The 19,379-nt window shown below is 37.5% G+C and carries 17 protein-coding genes and 1 tRNA gene; 1 reads left to right on the top strand and 17 read right to left on the bottom strand.

The annotated features are described in order from the left end of the window. Positions 1–584: 584 nt before the first annotated feature. The 17 genes from lysS to BN999_RS14030 all read right to left on the bottom strand — a co-directional run bounded on the left by lysS (position 585) and on the right by BN999_RS14030 (position 19,069). On the bottom strand, positions 585–2,066 hold the full coding sequence (gene lysS / locus BN999_RS14110; RefSeq protein ID WP_096272380.1) for a lysine--tRNA ligase: 1,482 nt from the start codon (positions 2,064–2,066) through the stop codon (positions 585–587). 163 nt (positions 2,067–2,229) lie between these two features. Further along, a complete protein-coding gene (dusB, locus tag BN999_RS14105) occupies positions 2,230–3,219 on the bottom strand; it encodes a tRNA dihydrouridine synthase DusB (RefSeq protein WP_096272379.1) in 990 nt (329 codons plus the stop codon). Positions 3,220–3,296: 77 nt separating this feature from the next. Next, positions 3,297–3,503 carry a helix-turn-helix domain-containing protein gene (locus BN999_RS14100; RefSeq protein WP_096272377.1) on the bottom strand — a complete coding sequence of 69 codons (207 nt, stop codon included), beginning with the start codon at positions 3,501–3,503 and terminating at the stop codon, positions 3,297–3,299. Then, a complete protein-coding gene (gene folK / locus BN999_RS14095; RefSeq protein ID WP_096272375.1) occupies positions 3,473–3,985 on the bottom strand; it encodes a 2-amino-4-hydroxy-6-hydroxymethyldihydropteridine diphosphokinase in 513 nt (170 codons plus the stop codon). The genes BN999_RS14100 and folK overlap by 31 nt, the downstream gene beginning before the upstream one ends. Beyond that, entirely contained in the window at positions 3,978–4,346 is a 369-nt protein-coding gene (gene folB, locus BN999_RS14090) for a dihydroneopterin aldolase (RefSeq protein WP_096272373.1), read from the bottom strand. The genes folK and folB overlap by 8 nt, the downstream gene beginning before the upstream one ends. Further along, positions 4,346–5,167, bottom strand: coding sequence for a dihydropteroate synthase (gene folP, locus BN999_RS14085; RefSeq protein WP_096272372.1), 822 nt, complete (start codon positions 5,165–5,167; stop codon positions 4,346–4,348). The genes folB and folP overlap by 1 nt, the downstream gene beginning before the upstream one ends. Positions 5,168–5,307: 140 nt before the next feature. Beyond that, a complete protein-coding gene (gene cysK, locus BN999_RS14080; protein ID WP_096272370.1) occupies positions 5,308–6,234 on the bottom strand; it encodes a cysteine synthase A in 927 nt (308 codons plus the stop codon). A 225-nt stretch (positions 6,235–6,459) separates the two neighbouring features. After that, a complete protein-coding gene (locus BN999_RS14075; RefSeq protein ID WP_096272368.1) occupies positions 6,460–7,356 on the bottom strand; it encodes a peptidylprolyl isomerase in 897 nt (298 codons plus the stop codon). Between the two features lie 25 nt (positions 7,357–7,381). Beyond that, positions 7,382–8,254 carry an Hsp33 family molecular chaperone HslO gene (hslO, locus tag BN999_RS14070; protein ID WP_096272366.1) on the bottom strand — a complete coding sequence of 291 codons (873 nt, stop codon included), beginning with the start codon at positions 8,252–8,254 and terminating at the stop codon, positions 7,382–7,384. Positions 8,255–8,284: 30 nt separating this feature from the next. Continuing rightward, a complete protein-coding gene (locus BN999_RS14065; RefSeq protein WP_096272364.1) occupies positions 8,285–9,052 on the bottom strand; it encodes a type III pantothenate kinase in 768 nt (255 codons plus the stop codon). Positions 9,053–9,765: 713 nt separating this feature from the next. Continuing rightward, positions 9,766–11,748, bottom strand: a complete 1,983-nt coding sequence (ftsH, locus tag BN999_RS14060) for an ATP-dependent zinc metalloprotease FtsH (protein WP_096272362.1) — start codon at positions 11,746–11,748, stop codon at positions 9,766–9,768. A 111-nt stretch (positions 11,749–11,859) separates the two neighbouring features. Further along, positions 11,860–12,408, bottom strand: coding sequence for a hypoxanthine phosphoribosyltransferase (hpt, locus tag BN999_RS14055; protein ID WP_096272360.1), 549 nt, complete (start codon positions 12,406–12,408; stop codon positions 11,860–11,862). A 23-nt stretch (positions 12,409–12,431) separates the two neighbouring features. Beyond that, the gene (tilS, locus tag BN999_RS14050) at positions 12,432–13,817 is read right to left on the bottom strand and encodes a tRNA lysidine(34) synthetase TilS (RefSeq protein ID WP_096272358.1); all 1,386 of its coding nucleotides are present in this window, start codon (positions 13,815–13,817) and stop codon (positions 12,432–12,434) included. A gap of 61 nt (positions 13,818–13,878) precedes the next feature. After that, positions 13,879–14,805, bottom strand: a complete 927-nt coding sequence (locus BN999_RS14045) for a protein kinase domain-containing protein (protein WP_096272356.1) — start codon at positions 14,803–14,805, stop codon at positions 13,879–13,881. Beyond that, positions 14,780–15,514 carry a VWA domain-containing protein gene (locus tag BN999_RS14040; RefSeq protein ID WP_096272354.1) on the bottom strand — a complete coding sequence of 245 codons (735 nt, stop codon included), beginning with the start codon at positions 15,512–15,514 and terminating at the stop codon, positions 14,780–14,782. The genes BN999_RS14045 and BN999_RS14040 overlap by 26 nt, the downstream gene beginning before the upstream one ends. A gap of 97 nt (positions 15,515–15,611) precedes the next feature. Further along, complete coding sequence (gene spoIIE, locus BN999_RS14035; RefSeq protein WP_096272352.1) at positions 15,612–18,062, bottom strand: stage II sporulation protein E; 2,451 nt, start codon at positions 18,060–18,062, stop codon at positions 15,612–15,614. Between the two features lie 548 nt (positions 18,063–18,610). Then, the gene (locus BN999_RS14030) at positions 18,611–19,069 is read right to left on the bottom strand and encodes a DinB family protein (RefSeq protein ID WP_096272350.1); all 459 of its coding nucleotides are present in this window, start codon (positions 19,067–19,069) and stop codon (positions 18,611–18,613) included. A 145-nt stretch (positions 19,070–19,214) separates the two neighbouring features. Between BN999_RS14030 and BN999_RS14025 the strand changes: the two genes are divergently transcribed. Then, a tRNA-Met gene (locus BN999_RS14025) sits at positions 19,215–19,288 on the top strand. Positions 19,289–19,379: the final 91 nt, after the last annotated feature.

The raw sequence follows: 19,379 nt of genomic DNA, 5'->3' as shown, positions 1-19,379 counted from the left end.
ACTCTCCAAAAAAGTTTGTGTTTCTTAGCACTAAAAGCACGCTAGCTTTTAGAATTTCTTTTTAATAGAAAAAACAGGGTTGTTTTTTCTTACATACTGGTTGTTTTGTTCAGTTTTCAAGGAGCAATAAAATTAAATCGTTGTTTTTGCGTCAACTTTTATATTATACTATTTTCAACTTTTCATGTCAATAGTTTTTTAAAAGTTTTTTTGAATCGCATCTTCGCTTCTTAAATCAGCGACTTTATTAATATATCATGCTGGCAATTTGATGTCAACATATTTTTTGTTGTTACCTTGTTTCGTATGAACAAGCAACGTTATTTAATTTACCATGATTTTAACCATTAATCAAGCTTTTATTTAAGGCAATTATTGGGACTGCAATTTTAGTAAGACTGTTCCTTTAATATCGTTGTTTTTTTGTAACAGTATATTGATTAATTGATAGTCATAACTGCACTGTATCTTTCTATTTAGCAATAATATATCACTCTATATAATAATACCGTATGAAATCCAAACTATTAGGAATGATTTCATACGGTATATTCATTAGTTAATGAGATCTTATTAAGATCAAATTACTTATTTCGCATTTGCGGGAATAGTAATACGTCACGAATAGATGGTGAGTTGGTTAATAACATAACTAATCTATCGATACCGATTCCTAATCCACCAGTTGGAGGCATCCCATATTCAAGAGCTTCTAGGAAGTCTTCATCCATTAGATGTGCTTCATCATTTCCTTCGTCTCTTTCTTTTACTTGGGCTTCAAAACGCTCACGTTGATCGATTGGGTCATTAAGCTCACTAAATGCATTTGCATGCTCTCTAGCTACAATAAATAATTCAAAGCGATCTGTAAAACGTTCATCTTCTGAATTCTTCTTCGCAAGCGGTGAGATTTCCACAGGATGTCCATAAACAAAAGTTGGTTGAATTAATTTTTCTTCTACTTTCTGTTCGAAGAATTCATTAACTACGTGACCGAATGTCATATTACTCTTAATCTCTACACCATGTTCTTTTGCAAGCTCTCTAGCCTTTTCATCACTCATTTGTTCCCAGAAATCTACACCAGTATATTCTTTAACAGCATCAACCATATGGAGTCTCTTCCATTTTGGTTTTAGATCTATTTCATATTCACCATACGTAACCATTGTTGTACCGAGTACTTCTTCAGCAATATGTGCAACCATGTTTTCAGTAAGCTCCATAATATCATGATAATCTGCATATGCTTCGTAGAGCTCTATCATAGTAAATTCTGGGTTATGTCTAGTTGACACACCTTCATTTCGGAATACTCTTCCAATCTCATATACTTTTTCAAGGCCACCAACAATTAAACGCTTCAAGTGTAGTTCAATTGCGATTCGCATATACAAAGGAATATCCAATGCATTATGATGGGTAATGAATGGTCTAGCCGATGCACCACCAGGAATACTATGCATCATAGGTGTTTCCACTTCAAGGAAGCCTTGTCCATCGAGGTAATTACGCATAGAACGAATGATCTTACTCCGAGTTACAAATGTTTCTCTACTTTCCATATTCGTAATTAGGTCAAGATAGCGCTGGCGATATCGCTGCTCGACATCTTTTAAGCCGTGGTATTTCTCTGGAAGTGGGCGTAATGATTTGGTTAATAACTGGAATTCTGTAGCCTTAACAGAAAGTTCCCCTACATTTGTCTTAAACATGACACCTGTTACTCCAACAATGTCTCCTAGATCAACTGTGTTGAAAACTTCATAAGCTTCTTCTCCGATAGCATCCTTACGAACATATAATTGGATTTGACCACTTACATCTTGGATGTGTGCAAAGCCAGCTTTTCCTTTACCACGCTTCGTCATTACTCTACCAGCGATGGTAACTTGATGTTCTGTTCCTTCTAATTCCTCTTTTGAATATTGTTCATATTGTTCATGAAGGTCCTTTGCAAGACTTGTACGTTCATACTTACCTCCAAAAGGATCAACGCCATTCTCGCGATATGTATCCAGCTTCTCCCGGCGAACACGCATATGTTCATTTAATTCTTCTGACATTCTTATCACTCCAATATAGTATTAATTAGATATTATTAGTTCATTTTATCTATCATTATCTCAGGCAATACCTTATTTTACACCTCTAAAGGCTAAGTCATCAACTAATCATGTTCTTTAAAAAAATCTGCTAGCGAGAACTAGCAGATTATCATATCTAAATTTAAGAAACTTGAATAATTGCTTCCGCTTCTCTAGCAAACTCAGACAAGATGTTTACTAAGTCATCACGTTTTTCAGCACTGTTAATAAGCTTTCTAGCTTTCCCATTCCCGTCAATCCCCTTTAAATACCATGCAGCATGTTTACGCATTTCCATAATGGCCACTTTTTCACCTTTTATTTTAATAAGGCGATCCATATGCAATAGACATACATCAACTTTCTCTCTTGGGGAAGGGTCATCTATTAAAATGCCCGATTCCAGATACTTGACAATTTGGTAGATAATCCACGGATTTCCTAGAGCTGCTCGTCCAATCATAACAGCATCTACACCCGTTTCTACTAACCGCTTTTTAGCTATTTCTGGGCTATCAATGTCACCATTACCAATCACCGGTATATGAACAGCTGATTTTACTTCCTTGATGATATCCCAGTTTGCATAGCCTTCATACATTTGCTTTCTAGTACGGCCATGAAGACCAATTGCGCTACCACCAGCCGCTTCAATAGCTTTCGCATTCTCTACAGCATAGATATGATCTTCATCCCACCCTGTACGCATCTTTACCGTTACAGGTTTTTCTGTATTTTCCACTACTGCTTTAACCATTTGGTATATCTTATCTGGGTCTAATAACCAACGGGAACCAGCATCGACTTTCGTAATCTTAGGCGCGGGGCACCCCATATTAATATCAATAATGGAAGCATTTGTATTTTGATCCACGTATTGTGCCGCTTGAACAAGGGAGTCTTTGTCACCGCCAAAAATCTGTAAACTCATTGGCATTTCTTGTTCATCAATATATAACATTTCCATTGTTCTTTTATTTCGATTCAATATTCCTTTATCACTTACCATTTCGGCAGTAATAAGACCTGCACCAAATTCCTTTACCGTTAAACGGAATGCCCAATTACTGACTCCGGCCATAGGCGCAAGTGTTACACGGTTAGGAATGGTGATGTCCCCGATTTTCCACACGGTTACTCCTCCTAGAAGGTCCTAAGAAAAAGAACATAGTAAATGACTTACCTACCTAAATCATTCCTAACATGAACTTATCCTATCCCTTTCAATTCATTCTTATCTATATTTAGCGTTTCCGCAATTCGGTCGATTAATTCTTCCGGTACTTTTTTGGTACCACGTTCTACTGCCCCTAGTACATTTAACGATATGCCAAGTTTATTTGCAAACTCTACTTGAGTGAAACCTTTTAACTTTCGAAATGCCTTTATTCTTCTTCCGATTCGACCATTTTCCATTTTGTAATATCCTTCTTGTCCTGATCTGGAAGACCATGTAATAATTGTTTTACCGTTTTACCCAATCCGCTTATGCGTAATTCCGGGGCAAGTTCGTTTAGGGGTACTAATACAAAGGCACGAATATCCATTCTCGGATGAGGAATGGTTAATCGTTCCGTTTTTATATTTTCTTCATTAAAGACTAAAATGTCAAGGTCAATTGTTCTAGGACCGAATCGAATCGTCCGCTTTCTCCCTAATTCATTCTCTATTTCTTGGCATTGGTCTAATAACTGTTCTGAAGATAGCCTTGTACTTATTTCCAATACCATATTTAAAAAGTCAGCTTGATTCGTATAACCAACCGGAGGAGTCTGGTAGATTGAGGACTTCTTAATAATTTGGACATCTTCTACTTTACTAAGTAATTGAATAGCTTGATCCAAGTATTCTTTTCTTGGTTCTATATTCGTACCTAATGCAATAAACGCCTTATTCATGTGCTTTCTCCCGATAAATCTCTACCGCTACCGACTGATAGTGTCCAGGTATTGGTGGATCTGGCTTAATGATCTTTACCCTGCATGCTTGTAATAGTTCAAAAGAAGATAATAGATCAGAGGCAACCGTCTCGGCCACTGCTTCTATTAGATTTTTCGCTTCTCCTTCTACAACTTTTTTCACACGTTGATATGCTTGGCTATAGTCAATTGATTCATGCATATTGTCGCTTAAACCTGCCTTGGATGTATCTAAGTACAACTCTAAATCAACATTGAATCGCTGTCCTAGCTTGTTTTCTTCTGGTAATAGTCCATGATATCCATAGAATTGCATATTTGTTAATATAATCTTATCCATTATTTATCCTCCACACGTAGCATAGCATCCATCATTCTTGCAAGTTCCACATTTACTTTGACATTATGAACACGCATCATATGTGCACCCTTCATAATCCCTAGGCATGTTGTTGCTCCTGTTCCATTATCACGCTCAGCTGGCGGAACATCTAAAACGCTCCCTATAAATCGTTTTCTTGAAGTTGCGAGTAAGAATGGAAATCCCATTTCGACTAGCTTTTCTAGATTATTCATGACAATAAGGTTGTGATTTGCATTTTTGGCAAAGCCAATGCCCGGGTCAATTATTATATTCTCATCCAATACTCCGGCCTTCCTTGCAATATCGATACTTTCTTCTAAGTCCTGCTTCATATCCTCTATTATCGAGGTATAGTTTTCATCGTTACGGTTATGCATCAAGATAATTGGCACATTGTATTTTGCAGCAACTGACGCAATCTCAGGTTCTTTTTTTGCACCCCATACATCATTGATAAGGTCAGCTCCTGCCATAATTGCCTGTCTTGCTGTTTCAGCTTTATAGGTATCAATTGAAATTGGGATGGATACGGCCTCTCTTACTGCTTTAATTACCGGCACGACACGTGCGATTTCTTCTTCAACCGATATTGGATCATGATCTGGCCTTGTTGATTCTCCACCTATATCAATAATATCTGCACCTTGTTGCTCCATTTTCACTGCTTGTTTAATAGCTTGTTCTACTGTATTGTAATGACCACCATCTGAAAAGGAATCCGGCGTTACATTCAATATACCCATAATATGTGTTCTCGATGATAAATCATATGACTTCGTCTTCGTCTTTAAAATCATAGCCTTCTTTGTCCCTTCCAACTAAAATAATTAGCTTAATCGTACCATATATTCATAAAACTCGCATTTGCCCGTCCCTATATATTACCGAACAAAAAAAGCTAGCATCTTGTATAGATGCTAGCCTTATGTCACTATTCTTATTCTTCATCAAATTGATAAAGCGGTGTGGAAAGATATCTTTCACCATTATCAGGTAATACAGCAAGAACTTTTTTACCTTTTCCTAGTTCTTTTGCTACCTTCTTCGCAGCTGCAACTGCAGCACCTGAAGAAATACCACCTAAGATACCATTCGTTTTTGCTACTTCACGAGAAGTCTCAAATGCTTCTTCATTAGAAACTTGAACTACCTCATCATAAGATTTCGTATCCAGTACATCCGGTACAAATCCTGCTCCTAGCCCTTGGATTTTATGTGGACCAGGGTTTCCACCTGATAATACAGGAGAATCAGTTGGTTCAACTGCATATATTTTAATATCTTTAAAGTTTTCTCTAAGTACTCGACCAGCACCAGTTACCGTTCCGCCAGTTCCAACACCTGATACAAATGCATCTAGGCCATCTTCCATTTGTTTCACAATCTCTTGACCTGTTGTATGTGCATGTACTTCTGGGTTTGCTTTATTCATAAATTGTTGCGGCATGAAGTAGCCTTTTTCTTCGACTAACTCTCCTGCCTTTTTAATAGCGCCTTTCATTCCATCTGCACCAGGTGTTAAAATTAACTCTGCACCATATGCACGTAGGATATTACGACGCTCTTTACTCATAGTATCAGGCATGACAATTACTGTTCGATACCCTTTTGCTGCTGCAACCATGGCTAAACCAATTCCAGTATTCCCACTAGTTGGTTCGACAATTGTGCCACCCTCTTTTAATTTTCCTTCTTCTTCTGCTGCTTCAATCATAGCAAGTGCGATACGATCCTTAACAGAACTACCTGGGTTAAAGAATTCTAATTTCACATATATATCTGCACTGTCTTCCTCTGTAATACCATTTAATTTTACAATTGGTGTCTCTCCGATTAAGCCGGTAATGTTATCTGCCACTCTCATGAAATTACCTCCTCATAATTCCTACTAATCTTATAGGATTTATTTATAATGTACTCCCAAGTCCATAAAACTGTCAACCGAAATGCAAAAAATAGGCTTCTTTTATTAAGAAACATTTTCATAATCATAGGCAAGTCCTGTACCATGTTAATAATTTACTTCCTGACTACTAAGAAAAAAAGCAATTTCGCTAACTCACGAAAATGCTTTTAACCTTTATATATACTATTCCCCATATATCCAATTTATATCTAATTTTTCCCATAATGGGTCCGCGACTAACTTCTGATTTGATGCTTGTAAGGCTAGTTCATTACGGATAAATGGTTTTAATTCTTCATAACTAAATACAATCGTCGGTAAGCTTTTATGTAAGTATAGAATGGCAATACCATTACTAGTCACAAAAGGCTCACTATAAGAATATTCTTCAAGACCGGCTGCTATTTCAAAATAATTAGATGGTAGGAACTCTGTATTGGCAGAGTTAAATCCCAAGTATCCTCCAGCTTCTCTAGAATCTTCATCAATCGAGTACTCCTTGGCTAATAGAGCAAAGGAAGCACCTTCTTCTAGTTCTGCATAAACTTTTTCGGCAGTATCCATTGTAGATACTAGTATATGGGAGAATTGTAATGATTGATCAAATTGATACTGTTTATGATACTTGTTGTAATAGGTTTCGACTTCTTGTTCTGAGACTTGATTACCATCTGCAAGTAGTGCTTCTAGTTGGTATCGATATACAATATCATTTCGCCAACCTTGTTCTAATTTTTGTAAACTCTCTTTTGATATCGGCCCTTGCATCGTAGTTAGAATCGCTATATCTCTCTCAATTACTTTATCACTTATTGTAATATTTTGATCTTCTGCTAACTTAGCTACGACTTGATGGTCAATTAAATCTTTTAGCTCTTTTTTTCCATAGTTCCCTTGTAGAGATTTAATCCAATCTGAATAAGACACTTCTTCCCCGTCTATTGTAGCAACTGGTTTCTTCGTATCTATTTCTTTATCCTCTACTATGGGTTCTGTTTGATCATTTTTCCAAAATAGCATCGTTGCAACATTTGTGATTAGGAGTACGACAATGATGCTGAGTAATAATTTTTTTGACATAAGTTACTCCTTCCAGTAGACCGAATTAATTCTTAATTAATTCTTCAAGTTCTTCTTCAGTGAAATGATATTTCTCATTACAAAAATGACATGATGCTTCTGCTCCATGGTCTTCATCAATCATTTGTCTTATTTCATCGTTACCCAATCCAATTATCGCATTTGCTAATCTTTCTTTTGAACATTTACATTTAAATTGGACAGGCACTTTCTCATGGATTTTTAATTCTTCGCCTTCAAATAAAAGCTCTAATATCTCTTCAGGAGTTTTTCCTTGTTGAACGAGAGATGAGATAGGTGGAAATGAAGTTACTTTCTTTTCTAACCTTTCCACTACATCTTCATCTGCACCGGGCATAACTTGAACAATAAAACCACCACTTGCCAAAATGGTATGGTCTGGATTAACTAAAACTCCAGCTCCAACTGCAGAAGGAACTTGCTCAGAAGTAGCAAAGTAGTAAGTAAAATCCTCACTGATCTCTCCAGATACAATGGGTACTTGTCCTGTAAAGTAATCACGTAATCCAAGATCTTTCACAATACTAAGACTGCCTGTAGTACCAACTGCTCTAGCTACATCCAATTTACCCTTTTCGTTTAAGTCAAAATCAACATGGGGGTTAGTTACATAGGATCTTACTTCACCTTTCGCATTGGCATCTGTAACAATGACACCGATAGGCCCTCCACCTTCGACCTTAACTGTTAGGGAGTTATCTCCTTTTAACATAGCTCCCATCATAGTTGAAATCGTCATCGTTCTCCCCATTGCAGCGGAAGCAGTCGCCCATGTATCATGACGTCTTCTAGCTTCCTCCACCATATTAGTGGAACGAATAGCATACGCACGAACCATTCCATTGAAGGTTGTTGCCTTAATTAAGTAATCTGACATATTGATGTCTCTCCTTTATAAACTCAATAATTATCGATTCATTTTATATATTTCATATAATCCTTTTAATGTTAGAAAAGGATCTACATCATCAATTGTTTCGGATGATTTTCCTATTAATGGAGCAAGTCCACCTGTAGCAATTACTTTGGCATCCATACCGGCATCCTGCTTTATTCGATTTACAATCCCATCGACTTGACCAATATACCCATAAAAAACACCTGACTTCATTGCTTCAACGGTTGACTTTCCAATTACACTCTCTGGTGCCTCAATTTCTATCTTAGGCAATTTAGAAGCACGTTGGTACAATGCTTCCATTGATATATTTATTCCTGGGGAGATAATTCCGCCACAGTATTGGTTTGATTCATTTATATAGCAGTATGTTGTTGCAGTACCAAAGTCAATGATAATAAGTGGTGCTTTATGTTCTTTTAAAGCTCCAACAGCATTAACAATGCGGTCTGCACCGATTTCCTTTGGATTGGGATAGCACATTTCTAAATTAGTCTTTACTGTGTCTTTTCCAACAATTATTGGATCGATACCGAAATAGATTTTACACATTCTATCTAGTGGGAACATGATAGGTGGTACAACAGATGATAAAACGACTCCATTAATATCTTGTAATTTTATGCCGCTGAAATCGAATAGGGATTTAATTAACATTCCGAATTCATCTTCTGTTTTATAGCGGTCTGTTTTGATTCTCCAGTGGTATTTAAGTTCTTCCTCGACAAATACTCCAAGTACTGTGTTTGTATTTCCAACGTCTAGAACAAATAGCATGAGGTAAGTCCTTCCTACTTAATATGTTTTTACTTAAGTCTGGTTTCGAATTGTTTGTTGCTTATATTTTTACTGTTGTTTGTAACAGTGCGGTAAATATTTTATTTTGGGTGCAACATACCCGCTACGGAAATACACTCCGCTTTCCACGGGCACGGCCTCAGCCTCCTCGAGGGAAGACCACCTCTCTAGGGGTCTTCGGACACGCGCTATTCCCGTAGGAGTCTCCGTGTATTTCCTGCGCTAGCATAGTGTGTTATTTTTTTACATTAAATTATAAAAAAATATTTGTATAGAAACGAATACTAGCGTAGGCAGAATACGGAGACTCCTGCGGGAGGATAGGCATCGGTGAGACCCCGCAGTGCGTAAGCGCGAGGAGGCTCACCAGCCGCCCGCGGAAAGCGGAGTATTCTGCCGCAGCGGTATCCTAGCACAGCATTCTTTAAAGAATGTAAATTGGTAGTAGTTACCGCACAGTTTCTATCAATTATGTAATTAACATTGAGAAAACAGTAAAACTTGAAAATCTAATTCATTACTACCTAGGTTGCCCAAGGTCTGCATAATCAACAATATTGTCTAAAGATACAACCAAAAAATAACCTGAGTCTTTAATAATATACCAAAATCATTTTCGTAAGTGAAATTACAAATCTGAATGGAACAGAAAAGGCAGCCTTTAATGTTAAGGCTGCCTTGTTTTAATTAGATTAGTCGTTCTTACCTTCTTGGTCTTCTTCGATTTCTTTTTGAAGCTTTTCATTTGCTTTCTCTTTCGCTTCTTCAAAAGAATCTACAGAATCATCGTCCTTTTTAGAGGTAATGTTAACTTTAACGTCCTTATCTGCTGTTTCTTCCTCATAATCTTCTGGTTCTGGAAGAACACCATCTTCAAATAGAGACTTGATTTGTCTTGCATCTAATGTCTCGACTTCTAGAAGTGTTTGAGCGATTAGTTCTAGCTTATCGCGGTTCTCTGTAAGGATAGTTTTTGCGCGGTCATAACAATGATTAATAAAGTTTTGCATTTCTTGATCAATGTCATGAGCAATTGCATCACTATAATTCTGTTCGTTATTAATATCTCTTCCAAGGAAGACTTCTCCGCCACCACTACTATATTGTAGAGGTCCAAGTTTATCACTCATACCATACTCGGTAATCATTTTACGTGCGATACCTGTAGCGCGTTGGAAGTCATTAGATGCGCCAGTACTTACTTCACCAAAGACAATTTCTTCAGCTACACGACCACCTAAAAGGCCTGTAATTTTATCGAATAGTTCTGGTTTAGTCATGAAGTAACGGTCTTCTTTTGGAAGCATAACAGCATATCCACCAGCTTGCCCACGAGGAACAATCGTTACCTTATGAACGATATCAGCATCATCAAGTACCATACCAATAATCGTATGTCCGCTTTCATGATATGCCACGATATTACGTTCTTTCTCGGACACCACTCTGTTCTTCTTAGCAGGACCAGCGATGACACGGTCAATAGCTTCATCTACATCTAACATGTCTATTTCCTTCTTATCTCGACGGGCTGCAACAAGTGCTGCTTCATTCAGAAGGTTTTCTAAGTCTGCACCTGAGAACCCAGGTGTGCGCATTGCAATTGTCTTCAAGTCAACAGAAGGACCTAGCGGTTTGTTTCTTGCGTGAACCTTTAGAACCTCTTGACGACCTTTTACATCTGGACGATCAACCGTAATCTGTCTGTCAAAACGTCCTGGACGAAGAAGTGCTGGGTCTAAGATATCTGGGCGGTTGGTTGCAGCTATAATAATGATACCTTCATTTGCTCCAAAACCATCCATCTCAACTAGTAACTGGTTTAGTGTTTGCTCACGCTCATCGTGTCCACCACCAAGACCAGCACCACGCTGACGACCTACTGCATCAATTTCATCGATAAATATAATACATGGTGCGTTTTTCTTTGCATTTTCAAATAAATCACGTACACGTGAAGCACCAACACCGACAAACATCTCCACAAAGTCTGAACCACTGATGGAGAAGAATGGTACTCCTGCCTCACCAGCAACAGCACGTGCAAGTAATGTCTTACCAGTACCTGGAGGTCCAACTAATAGAACCCCTTTTGGAATTCTCGCTCCAATAGCAGAGAATTTACGTGGGTCTTTCAGGAACTCTACTACTTCCACTAATTCCTGTTTCTCCTCATCTGCTCCTGCTACATCTGTAAAGCGAACTTTTTTCTTTTCTTCACTATACATTTTCGCCTTACTTTTACCAAAGTTCATGACACGGCCACCGCCGCCACCTTGTGCTTGACTAAGTAAGAAGAAAAATAAAAGTCCAATGATTAAAAACGGAATCATGGTTGTAAGAAGCGTAACCCAGATACTAGGTTGATCCATTGGTTTCGTTTTTAAAACACTTTGTTCTAATGCTGTTTCTGTAATATCAGCAATTACATCATTATTCTCAGGAACTTGTGCGACAAATTGTTTGTCATCTTTTAGTTTACCTGTTATACGCATAATTCCATTTACAGGCTGCATCGTCATTTCTTGGATATCGCCTGCATTAAGTGATTCAACAAACTTATTAACATTCATCTCTTCAGCTTGTTCATTCTGACCACTTAACAAACTAATTACGGCTATAATAACCAAAAATATGATTAAGTAAAAAAACGCACTCTTAAATACTCGGTTCATTGCCTACCTCCTCCCAAACGGGAAAAACTATTAACAATAGTATCATATAAAATTTAAATTTTTCAACTAATTGCTCCCTGCAATTGGGACAAATGTTTCCATATTATGTTATTATTCTTCTCCACCATAAATTTCTGGCTTTAGGACACCGATGTACGGTAAATTACGGTACTTTTCATCATAGTCTAGCCCATATCCTACAACAAATTCATCTGGCACTTCAAATCCTACTAGATCCGCCTTAATATCAGCTGTGCGACCAGTTGGCTTATCAAGTAACGTAACAATTTTGATTGAGTTTGCTTGGCGATATTTAAATAAATCAACTAAATAACGTAACGTATTACCACTATCAATTATATCCTCAATAATTAATAAATCACGACCTTCTACCTTCGTATTTAGGTCTTTCAGTATTTTTACTTCCCCTGAAGATTTAGTATTGGTACCACCGTAACTTGAAACATCCATAAAATCCATTTCCAAATGGGTATGTACTTGTCTTAATACATCGGACATAAATGGCAATGCGCCTTTTAATACACCGATTGCTAACGGAAAGCGTCCTTCATATTCCTGTGTCAGTTTTTCCCCGATTTCCTTGCACTTTGCTGCGATCTCTTCTTCTGTGATGAGTACTTTCTTAATTTCGTTATGCAAATAAAACCCTCCTACAAATTACCTTATTCATAATAAAGCTGTATATATGAGGAACTTTTTTGGTTTGGTATTGGATCTCGTTTCTTTAATCCAACAAGCCAAAGTATATCCCCATTATTATCCGTTACAACTGGCCAACTATTCCTATCTTGTAAGGGTATTTTTGCATCGATAAAAATATCTTTCAACTTCTTACTTCCATTTAACCCCTTCCAGCTCATCCGATCACCATCACGCCGTGTTCGAATATGTAATGGGAGTACCAATTCACTTTCCAAACATATATATGTATGATTATCCATTCTCGTGATTTCATGTTGATATGTAGCGATTATTTTTTTACCATTTGGTAATAATACTTCTCCTGGTACGTTTAACACCTCATGGAAATTAAGGGGGTTTTTCTCTAGTTCTTGGAAATAAAAGATAAGTTTATTATATGCTTTTTCTACCTTTAAATGACGGGGAAAATCAATTTGTACATTACGTTTATTTTTGGCCAATAACGATAGTAATTGTTCCTCGTGGACATAGGATAAATCCTTAGGTAAATCATTGTAATATAGATAGTTTAATATTAGATGATAGACACGCCTTTGTAAAGCAGATGCACGTGATACAAAGTCATCAATTTTAAACGAAGCTCTTAATGGATTTTCTTCTGTATGAACGACTTCCTTAAACATCTTTTTTGCTTCCAATTGAAGAAACTCTTCATCCGCTTCCAGTGATTCACTTAGATGTTGGATCGTTTTATGTAGGTTACCGTTTTTACTTTTTAACAAGGGGAGTACTTTTATTCGGTAGAAATTACGAGTATAGTCCACACTTTCATTAGAAGGATCCATTCTTGGAACAATGCCGTGAGCCTCACAATAATTCTCTAGCTCTCCCTTTGTCACACATAAAAATGGTCGTATAATTTTCCCACCGGCAAATTCTCTCTTTACGGGTATACCGGAGAAGGAACTAGAATCACCTGAACGAACTAATTTCATCAACATCGTTTCCGCTTGATCGTCACCATGATGACCAAAGGCAAGGTAATCAGCTTGAAAATACTTCATTTGTTCTGCAAAAAAACGGTATCGGAGTTCTCTTGCAGCTCTCTGTGTTCCAATTTGATTATTCTTCTTATGACCTTCCACATCAACAGATGTCCCAACAAATTCTATACTCCACTCTTGGCAGATTCTCTCTACAAAATTGAGGTCCGCTCTGCTTTCCTCTCCTCTTAATTGATGATCAACCGAGAGAGCAATCACCCTAATGTTCCATTCCATTTGAATGGACTTTAAAAAATGTAGGAGAGCCATGGAATCTGGGCCACCTGATACTGCTACTAGGACGGTTTTACCCGGTAATAATAGTTGATGCTTTTCAATAAAATCTGTCACAACATCCTTCACTAAATGTCCACCCTCTTAATTACTGATTACCTCTTTATTTTATCACAGAACCATAGAGCTATTAAGGAATTAATAGTGAGGATACATAATACCCAAGTGCAATTAACAAGAAACCAATAGACTCCAATGCTAATGGAGGATTATCTTGCTTTCTTTTGGTGGTAGTTTGTGGTTTCTTCTGCAAATCATAAATAATAGAAGATAATTCTTGCTTCATTTCAATACTCGTTTGATATTTCCCTGTTAAAGCTTTTTTAAAACATGCCTCATAAGGCTTCAGTGCTTTTACTTCATTCATTTTCTTAAATAAGGTTGCTTGGGGATTTGACCCTTTTGGGAATTGTTTTGGATAGAAAACACCTACAAACACCATCACTAATGCAAATAGGTCATAACTTGGCTCTGCTTTTCTCGTACCTAATCCCCAATACCCTCGGTCATAAAACTCGGTATACTCCTTAATTGCCCTACCTATTTGTGTTGTTCCCCCAACATCAATCCAACGAAGCCGTGTTGGTGAACCTGTTACAAGTAAATTATCAACCTTTAAGTCACCGAATACCCATCCAGATTGATGTAAGTTACCGAGATCTTCTAATAATTGGAGCATAAACACTCCAATCCATTCCTTTCCGTTCTGCTTCATAAACTCTGGAAGTGTTTGACCATGAATATATTCCATCACATAGAAGGAAAATGTCTGTCCGACCGGTGTTACCCAATCATCAACATCCAACAAAGAAGGTCCAAGACTCTTTCCTTGGACCTTTCCTAGTGACTTTAATACATTAACCTCCATCGTAATAGAGGTACTGATATCACTTATCTTTAATGCTGCTTTTTTACCATTCGCATCACATAGATAGACCGATCCTATAGCACCATTTCCTAGTTTTCGAATGATAACATACCGTTTTTGATGCCATTTACCAGTTAGTGTCATCCCGGGTCTTAGGAAGGAATCATGCGTTTTCAATGTCTTGTTCATGGTTATTTCTGAAGCTCCTTAGCAAGCTTTTTTTACCAAATTGATACATTGCTTCTCGGATAGCCGGACCTGTTGGCGTAATCCCTCCACTTGTAAGCTTTGGAAAGACTGACGACATGGTATCTAGTCTCGGAGACCAGTCTAGTACTTTATCAATATCCTTACGTTTTCCCGGGAAATTATATATGGCGAACCGGTTTCTCCCCACCCTGGAATTCAAACTGATAGACAAGTCAATTAAAGCTTCCTTAACAGTTGGTAACTTATCATGCATGCTTGCACTAGTATCGATTAGAACTAACACTTCTAAATCACTAGTTTCCCCTAAATCTTCAACAACTTCCATGATTTCCCCACGCTTCTCTGGGTCTAAATCTTCCATGGTTTGTTCACGTCCAAGAATTTGTTTAAGCTCCAAATTGACTAACCCTTGTAAGGTCTGGGTCATTCCTTGCTTGGTTACCATCTGTACCGTTTGTGATAATGCTTGCTTATAAACTAACTGACTGACACCACCACCAGATAGTGCAATTTCTTCGACTTCTTGTAGTCCTTCCGGTTCCTCTGTTTGGTCATCTTCTAAAATACCAATTACATTAACTGTAATTCCTTGTTGATGTGCCAAAGCTGCTGTTGCTGCTGGGTCCTCGCCTTTATTAGAACACCCATCTGTAATTAATAGAATTTGCTTTAAAGTCCCCTTCTTCAATACGAACACCTCCAGATTAATCATTACCATCATCGACAAAAATAATTGGAAATATACATAAAAGAAGGGGCTATACAGGATAAATTAAGGAGTCTAGTTACACAGTTGCCTTGGTTTGATAGATTGGGAAGGTTGCCCATTCTGGAATATTCTTTTTTACCTTCGCAACTAGCACCGTCATATCATCTTCTATTTCTCCTGATCTTGTTCGAATAACTTCCTCCAATAACAGATCCGCTATTTCTTGTGGGTGATCTGTTTCCATTTCTCGTATCTTCCGCTTTAACCAGATATCGGTATTTTCCACATGCTTTGGTCCGTCAAAAATGCCGTCACTCATCATAATTAGGAGATCTTCAGACTGCAATTGCTCATTCACGATATCCACTTCAAATTCACGAATAATTCCCATCGGCAAATTGCTAGCCTCTATCTTCAACAGTTGATCTCCTCGTTTTACAAAACTAGGAGTAGATCCGATCTTTAAGAACCTTACAAAGGCATTATGTAAATTGATTACGGCCAAATCAAGTGTTGCAAACATTTCATCGGTTGTTCTGAGAGCTAGAATAGAATTAATAGATTTAATAGCAACCTTTTCTGGTATACCTGTCTGTAAGATTTGTTGAAGTAATCGTAATGTTTCTTTACTTTCTTCGTTAGCTCGTACACCGTTCCCCATCCCATCACTAATTGCCATTGCATACTTTCCTTCACCAAGCTCAATCATGGTGTAACTATCTCCAGATACGATACCACCACCCTTAGCGGCATTCGCCACACCGGTTTCAATGGTAAACTCCTTTGCAGATCCAAATGCTAGAAAAGAATACCCATTTGGAAATGGTGATATGTCCTCTTGTTTCACCACAATGGTTTCATTTAATATATCCGATAAAATCGGTGCAATGAGCTTAGAACCTTCCCCATGGTAATCATAGAAAGATGCTGTCATTTCGATATCAACATTACCTTTATCCAGTCGATAGACATCTAACTTTTCTAATTCAATTCCAATAGATTTTAAGGCATGGCTAATTTGCATTTCCTGATTTTCATGCTGTTCCCGTTCTTTTAAAATTTCCTTAGCGAAGTCTTCCATGACATCGGATACACCTTGTAATTGCTCTGCAACTAATTTTTTACTTTCAAAAACTTGTCTTCTAAGTTTACGATTCGCTTCAAAATAGGACATTTCCTCATTCATGGTATCTATAACCTTACGAGATTTGATACAGTGGTTCTCAAACTCCTTGACTAGCTTTCTACTTGGATCATTACCCGTTTCAATATCTTTCTTTAGTTCTCCCATTAAGGTGTAGGTTGTATCAAATTGTTGTTGCCAACACCTTTCCTTCATAAAACAAGATTGGCATGTCTTTTCGGTCACATTACTTAAAAAGTAATCTGTTTCCCGTTGTGCTTCTTCTTCTTCCATTGAATAATTTTCTGCTGAGCTAAAGCTCTTAGATAAGGCTTCAAAAACCTCAGAGAATTGTTCTACCCTTTTAGCCGTTACATTACGGATTTTTTGTAAATACTGTTGCTGCTCATTGGCATGTTCCTCTGTTCCCGGAATATATCGTGATAATTGAGTAAACCAGCTAGCTGGTGTTATAAGAAATAGTAGAATTGCAATAGATGATTCTACTAAAGAAGGGATAAGTGAGCTAGAGTCTCCATAGATTCCTACTAAAAAGGTACCAACTAATAAACCCGCACCGACACCAATTTTCTTCCCTTCCTTAAGCAATCCTCCAAGTAAACCAGAAAATGCTAGCAGGCTCATTTGATAAAGATTAGCAACGTTTGCTAATGATAAGATTAATCCCACTACAACACCAACAGTGGAACCAATAGATGCTCCACCCACAAAAGCAAATATTAGTACAAAGTATCTCGATAATACCTGCTCCAACTGCGCCCCGTATACTTCCCAACCCGCTGTTCCTGTAAGAATAGACGCAATTAATATAATCATACAGACAATTTCTTCATTCTTTAATGTTGGACGATATCTTTTTTGCGACAATAGAGGAACACTTTGCATAAAGATTAGTACAAGCACTGTTCCTAGGATTCCTTCTACGAATATTAGCATCCATTCATAGGATGTAAGTTGTCCATTTATTGAATAAAGAAAGATTCTTGGTCCTACCGTTGCTAGGAATACAAAAATCGGAATCTTCGTTTGCTGGCCTTTTACGTTCTTAAAAATGGCACCGATAATGATAAAGAAGAAGCAGGCTATCCCAACAAATAACCCATGTGACAATGAAATAGTAAATGCACCTGCCATCGTGGCAAGTAATGTTTTAGCTGCTTTGTCTTTATGCATAAACCATAGCGTTGCTAGGAAGGCAACAGCAAATGGCGATACAACGGATAATATAATAGCCCGTCCCAATAAAAATCCTACAAAAACATATAGCCATCCATGATCAAGTAATATTTTTTTTCCACCAGTGTATATTTTCATTCGTATGTTCGCAAGAAATGTTCCTTCTACACCTATAGCCTTTGGCTGGGCCCCTTGAACTGACTCCATTCAACCACTCCTCTGAGTTATTATTTTGTTCTATTTGTATATTGGGTTCTAACGGATAAATCGTTGGCATATATTATTCTTATGGACAATACTCTTTCGTAACAGTAAACCACAAATAGGAATTATTTTTTGTCAAAACAGGAAGATAAAATCAATAAATCGTTCGACTGAAATCTAGTATGTGGTTGGAGTTTCTACATAATCTGTAGGAAAGTGTATTCTTTTTGTCAGAGAAGGTCGCGTGGGGTAAAAATGAGAGTTTCAAGAAGTGGTATTACTTATAGAAATTATTTCTTTAAACAAAAGATGAGCGCATAGACCCGCTCCGGAAATATACTATGCTTTTACTGTCAGCACAGGGACGACATCTGTTCGAGAGTACCTCACAGTGTCTACCTTGCCACGGGCGGCTGGTGAGCGTCCTCAGAGCTAAAGCTCTTGCGGGGTCTCACCGATGCCTATCTTCCCGTAGGAGTCTCCGTATATTTCCGGAGCTGATGTGGCATTACGTTCAGGTTTTTTTATCTTTAACTTTTATGTCCCAACCTCTACATAAATCTTTTTAAATACTGAATTGCAGCTGCATGTAGTCCTTCATGATATATGGTACGGATTAGTACCTGCTCTATGGTATGCATCCCCATTTCCGTTGGCTGAAATTCTTTTTCTAGATGGTCTCCATATTTTTCTTTTATTTGCATAGGTTGGCTACGCAGTAACTCCTTTAACACTGTAAAACTAGGTGTACTTTTATTAAAATTCGTTGGGCTTGTTCCAAAACCAAACCACTGGTTCAACATTTGTGTCTGGTCTGACTTTTCCTTGATTACAGCTTCAATCCATAAATATTGATCCAGATAGATATGCCCTAAATTCCATCTAATGTTATTGTTAAACCCTTTTGGAATTCTCTCCGCTTCTTCCTCTGTAATTTTTTCAACTAATGCAAGAGTTTCACCTCGATAGGTTTCAAGTTGATTAAATAAGGCTTCATGGCGCTTTTTCACTATTTATCACCTTCTTTTTTGAGTATAATTATATATTCTATTAAATCTGAATATATCCTTTTTCATAAAAGATATTGACACAATTTGTTTCCTATTGTATTATGATTTTTGTTGGCTAAAGAAATGAGTAGTCACATTATCATATGGCGGCGTAGCTCAGCTGGCGAGAGCGTACGGTTCATACCCGTGAGGTCGTGGGTTCGATCCCCTCCGCCGCTATCAGACAAAAAGCTTGTTATCTATTTTGGATAACAAGCTTTTTTTGTTTTTCAGGATTATATTTAAGAGAAACTACTCTAACTAAGCATTT

Origin of the sequence: Paucisalibacillus globulus (assembly GCF_900184735.1) — a bacterium.
Classification (GTDB): domain Bacteria; phylum Bacillota; class Bacilli; order Bacillales; family Amphibacillaceae; genus Ornithinibacillus; species Ornithinibacillus globulus_B.
This window is presented reverse-complemented; position numbering and strand designations above follow the sequence as displayed.